Origin of the sequence: Streptomyces iakyrus (genome assembly GCF_000717055.1) — a bacterium.
Classification (GTDB): domain Bacteria; phylum Actinomycetota; class Actinomycetes; order Streptomycetales; family Streptomycetaceae; genus Streptomyces; species Streptomyces iakyrus.
This window is the reverse complement of the sequence record NZ_JNXI01000061.1, coordinates 1-3,903: the sequence shown is the minus strand read 5'-3', so window position 1 is coordinate 3,903 and position 3,903 is coordinate 1. Positions and strand designations below refer to the sequence as shown.

The 3,903-nt window shown below is 67.2% G+C and carries 2 protein-coding genes; one reads left to right on the top strand and one right to left on the bottom strand.

Annotation, left to right across the window (positions count from 1 at the left end):
- Positions 1 to 163: 163 nt before the first annotated feature.
- Positions 164 to 706: a PPA1309 family protein gene (locus OO68_RS41470; protein WP_033314682.1), complete on the bottom strand. Its 543-nt coding sequence runs from the start codon at positions 704 to 706 to the stop codon at positions 164 to 166.
- A gap of 163 nt (positions 707 to 869) precedes the next feature.
- Between OO68_RS41470 and OO68_RS41465 the strand changes: the two genes are divergently transcribed.
- The gene (locus OO68_RS41465; protein WP_051815032.1) at positions 870 to 3,809 is read left to right on the top strand and encodes a UPF0182 family membrane protein; all 2,940 of its coding nucleotides are present in this window, start codon (positions 870 to 872) and stop codon (positions 3,807 to 3,809) included.
- The last annotated feature ends 94 nt before the right edge of the window (positions 3,810 to 3,903 follow it).

The following is a 3,903-nucleotide window of genomic DNA, read 5'->3' as shown; positions in this document are numbered from 1 at the left end:
GGCTGGACTGGTACAACTACCACCGACCCCACACCGGAATCGGCGGCCAAACGCCAGCCAGCCGCGTCACCAACCTGCCCGAACAGCACAGCTAGGGCCTGCCGTCTGGATCATGTAGCGAGAGGCACGTCGATGCCCCGCGACCTGATCCACACGACAGGCCCTACTCCTCGAACGTCGCCGCCAGCGCCTCCGCCAGGCCCGGGACCAGGTCGGAGCCGGTCAGGACCTCGGTGGGGGAGTCCTTCTCGCGCAGCCGCAGGGCCGACTCACGCGTGCCGTCGCGCAGGACCGCGACCGTCATGCGGACCTCCTGGCGGTCCGGGTGGTCCGCCACCCACTTCGTGAGCGCGGCCTCGCTCAGGCCCTTCGGAACCTGGGCCTCCGCGGACGGCGGCAGCATCAGGCGCTCCACTGCGAGGGCGCAGCCGACCACCGCGTCGGGCCAGGCGATGGTGGCGAGGAACTCGTCGAGCGGCTTGCCCGTTGGAACTTCGTCCTGCTCGATCGGGGTGAGGCCGGAGTTCTCCGACTCTTCGCCCAGACCGAGCCGGTCCGCGAGCGTGGGTTGCTCGGCTCGCAGCCGTGCGGTGTCGACGAGGGCGAAAAGGCGGGCCGGCTGGTCCCAGCCGAGGCCGGAGACGTACTCGTCGATCTCGAGTACGGCCCGGGTGAGCGGGTTCGCAGCCATGGGAGTGTTGGACATGGTCACAATCCTGCCTCGTTCCCGGCCGGAATCGGGAACCGAGTAAACGGTGAGTAAGTTGCATAGGTGGGGGCCCACGATCACGGGGGCCACGGACGGTCCGTGACAATGCGGGCCTGACGAATCAACAGCGAACTTCGAGGTGCGCACCTTGGCTTTCCAGATGCCGGACCGCGGCGGAGGCCCTTCGGGGCCGCGGATCAGAGTGGGCCGCCCGTCCCGGCGTGTCCGGACCCTGCTCATGACGCTGGGCGTCCTGGCCGTTCTCGGCATGGCGTTCACCATGTTCGCGGGCTTTTGGACGGACTGGCTCTGGTACCGCTCGGTGGACTACTCCTCGGTCTTCACCACCACGCTGTGGACCAAGATCGGGCTCTTCTTCGTCTTCGGCCTGCTCATGGCCCTCGCCGTCGGCTTCAACATCTGGCTGGCACACCGGCTGCGGCCGCCGCTGAGCGCCATGTCGATGGAGCAGCAGAACCTCGACCGCTACCGGATGGGCATCGCGCCCTACAAGAAGTGGCTGCTGTTCGGGATCACCGCCCTGGTGGGCCTGATCGCCGGCGCCTCCGCCTCCGGCCAGTGGCGGACGTGGCTGATGTGGGTCAACGGCGTGCCCTTCGGCGAGAAGGACCCCCAGTTCAAGCTGGACGTCGCCTTCTACGCCTTCGACCTGCCCTGGTACCGCTTCCTGCTCGGTTTCGGCTTCGCCGCCGCGATCCTCTCCGTGATCGCCGCAGCGCTCACCCACTACCTCTACGGCGGGCTGCGCGTCACGAGCCCGGGCGCCCGCGCCACGGCGGCGGCCACCGGGCACCTGTCGGTGCTCATCGGCATCTTCGTGGCCCTCAAGGCGGTCGCGTACTGGCTCGACCGGTACGGACTCGCGGTGAAGTCCAGTGACTTCCGGGCGACCGACAACTGGACGGGCCTGAGGTACGTCGACGCCAACGCCTACCTGCCGGCCAAGACGATCCTGTTCTGCATCGCCGTCATCTGCGCGCTGCTGTTCTTCGCCACCATCTGGCGGCGCACCTGGCAGCTGCCCGTGATCGGCTTCGGCCTCATGGTGCTCTCCGCGATCCTCATCGGCGGCCTGTACCCGGCGATCGTGCAGAAGTTCCAGGTCCAGCCGAACGAGCAGGCCAAGGAAGCGCCGTACGTCGAGAAGAACCTGGAGGCCACGCGCAAGGCCTACGGCATCGACGGCACCAAGGTCACCGACTACTCGGGCACCAGCAAGACCGAGGACAAGACCACGCTGCGCGACGACGTTCCCTCCACGGCCAGCATCCGGATCATGGACCCGAACATCGTCTCGCCGACGTTCCAGCAGCTCCAGCAGATCAGGAACTACTACGCGTTCCCGAACAACCTGGACGTCGACCGCTACGCCAAGAACGGCAAGGACCAGGACACGGTCATCGGTCTGCGAGAGCTGAACCTCGCGGGCATCCCGAAGAAGAACTGGATCAACAACCACTTCCGTTACACGCACGGATTCGGAGTGGTCGCCGCCGAGGGCACCAGCGCCGACGCGCAGGGCCGTCCGAACTTCACGGAGTCCGACCTGCCCTCCGAGGGTGACCTCGGCACGTACGAGCAGCGGATCTACTACGGCGAGAAGACCGACACGTACTCGATCGTCGGCGGTCCCCAGAAGGAGATCGACTACTCCGACGACAACGGCGAGAAGACCACCAGCTACAAGGGCGACAGCGGGGTCAACCTCTCCAGCCCGGTGAACCGGGCCGCCTACGCGGTGGCGTTCGGGGAGCCGCAGATCCTGTACTCCGGTGCCATCGGCGACGGTTCGCGGATCCTGTACAACCGCACGCCCAAGGAGCGCGTCGAGGCGGTCGCCCCCTGGCTGACCATCGACGGCGACGCCTACCCGGCGGTCGTGGACGGCCGGATCCAGTGGATCGTCGACGCGTACACGACGACGAACGGCTACCCGTACTCCTCGCGTACGACCCTGGGTGACACCACGGCCGACTCGCTGACCGCCACCAACGACAACCGCGCGGTGGTGGCCCAGCAGAACCAGGTCAACTACATCCGCAACTCGGTGAAGGCCACCGTCGACGCCTACACGGGCAAGGTCAAGCTCTTCCAGTGGGACACCAAGGACCCCGTCCTGAAGACCTGGATGAAGGCCTTCCCGAACACGGTGGAGCCCAAGAGCGACATCTCCAAGTCACTCATGGACCACCTGCGCTACCCCCAGGACCTGTTCAAGGTCCAGCGGGAGCTGCTCACCCGCTACCACGTGAAGGACGCCACGACGTTCCTCAGCGGCAGCGAGGTGTGGCAGGTGCCGGACGACCCGACGAACCGGTCGGGCAGCGCCGTGCCGCCGTACTACCTGAGCATGAAGATGCCCGACCAGAAGGCGCAGGCGTTCTCGCTGACGACGACCTTCACGCCCAACGGCCGGGACAACCTCAGCGCGTTCATGGCGGTCGACGCCGAGGCGGGCACCGGTGACTACGGCAAGATCAGAATCCTGAAACTGCCGACGAACACCACGGTCAACGGACCCAAGCAGGTCCAGAGCCAGTTCAACTCCCAAGAGGACATCGCCGAGTCCATCAGGCTCCTGAGAGGCGGCGACTCCGAAGTCGAGTACGGCAACCTGCTGACGGTGCCGCTCGACGGGGGACTGCTCTACGTGGAGCCGGTCTACGTCCGCGGTGGCGGTCTGAAGTACCCGCTGCTGCGCAAGGTGCTGGTCACCTACGGAGGTCAGACCGCCTTCGAGAACACCCTCGACGAGGCCCTCAACAAGGTCTTCGGAGCGGACGGCCCGGCCGCCGAGCCGCCGGACGAGGGCGACACGACGACACCGCCGCCGACGTCCGACAACCCGACGGTCCAACAGGCCCTGGAGGACGCACAGAAGGCGTTCGACGCCGGCCAGGAGGCCCTGAAGAAGAACGACTGGGAGGCGTACGGCCAGGCGCAGAAGGACCTCGAGGACGCCCTGCGGCGGGCCGAGGACGCGCAGGCCGAGGCGAGCCGGGCGGGCGGTCCAGGGGGCGGCGAAAGCAAGCCCAGCGCCAAGCCCGGCGGCAGTCCGAGCCCGAAGCCGAGCAGCTAGGTGTGCTGTCCCGGGACGTTGGTGACAGGCGACACGCCTTGAGTGGTCCTTGAACGAGGCGAGGGCCTCTGGGTTCGGTGTGGATTGCGAAGTC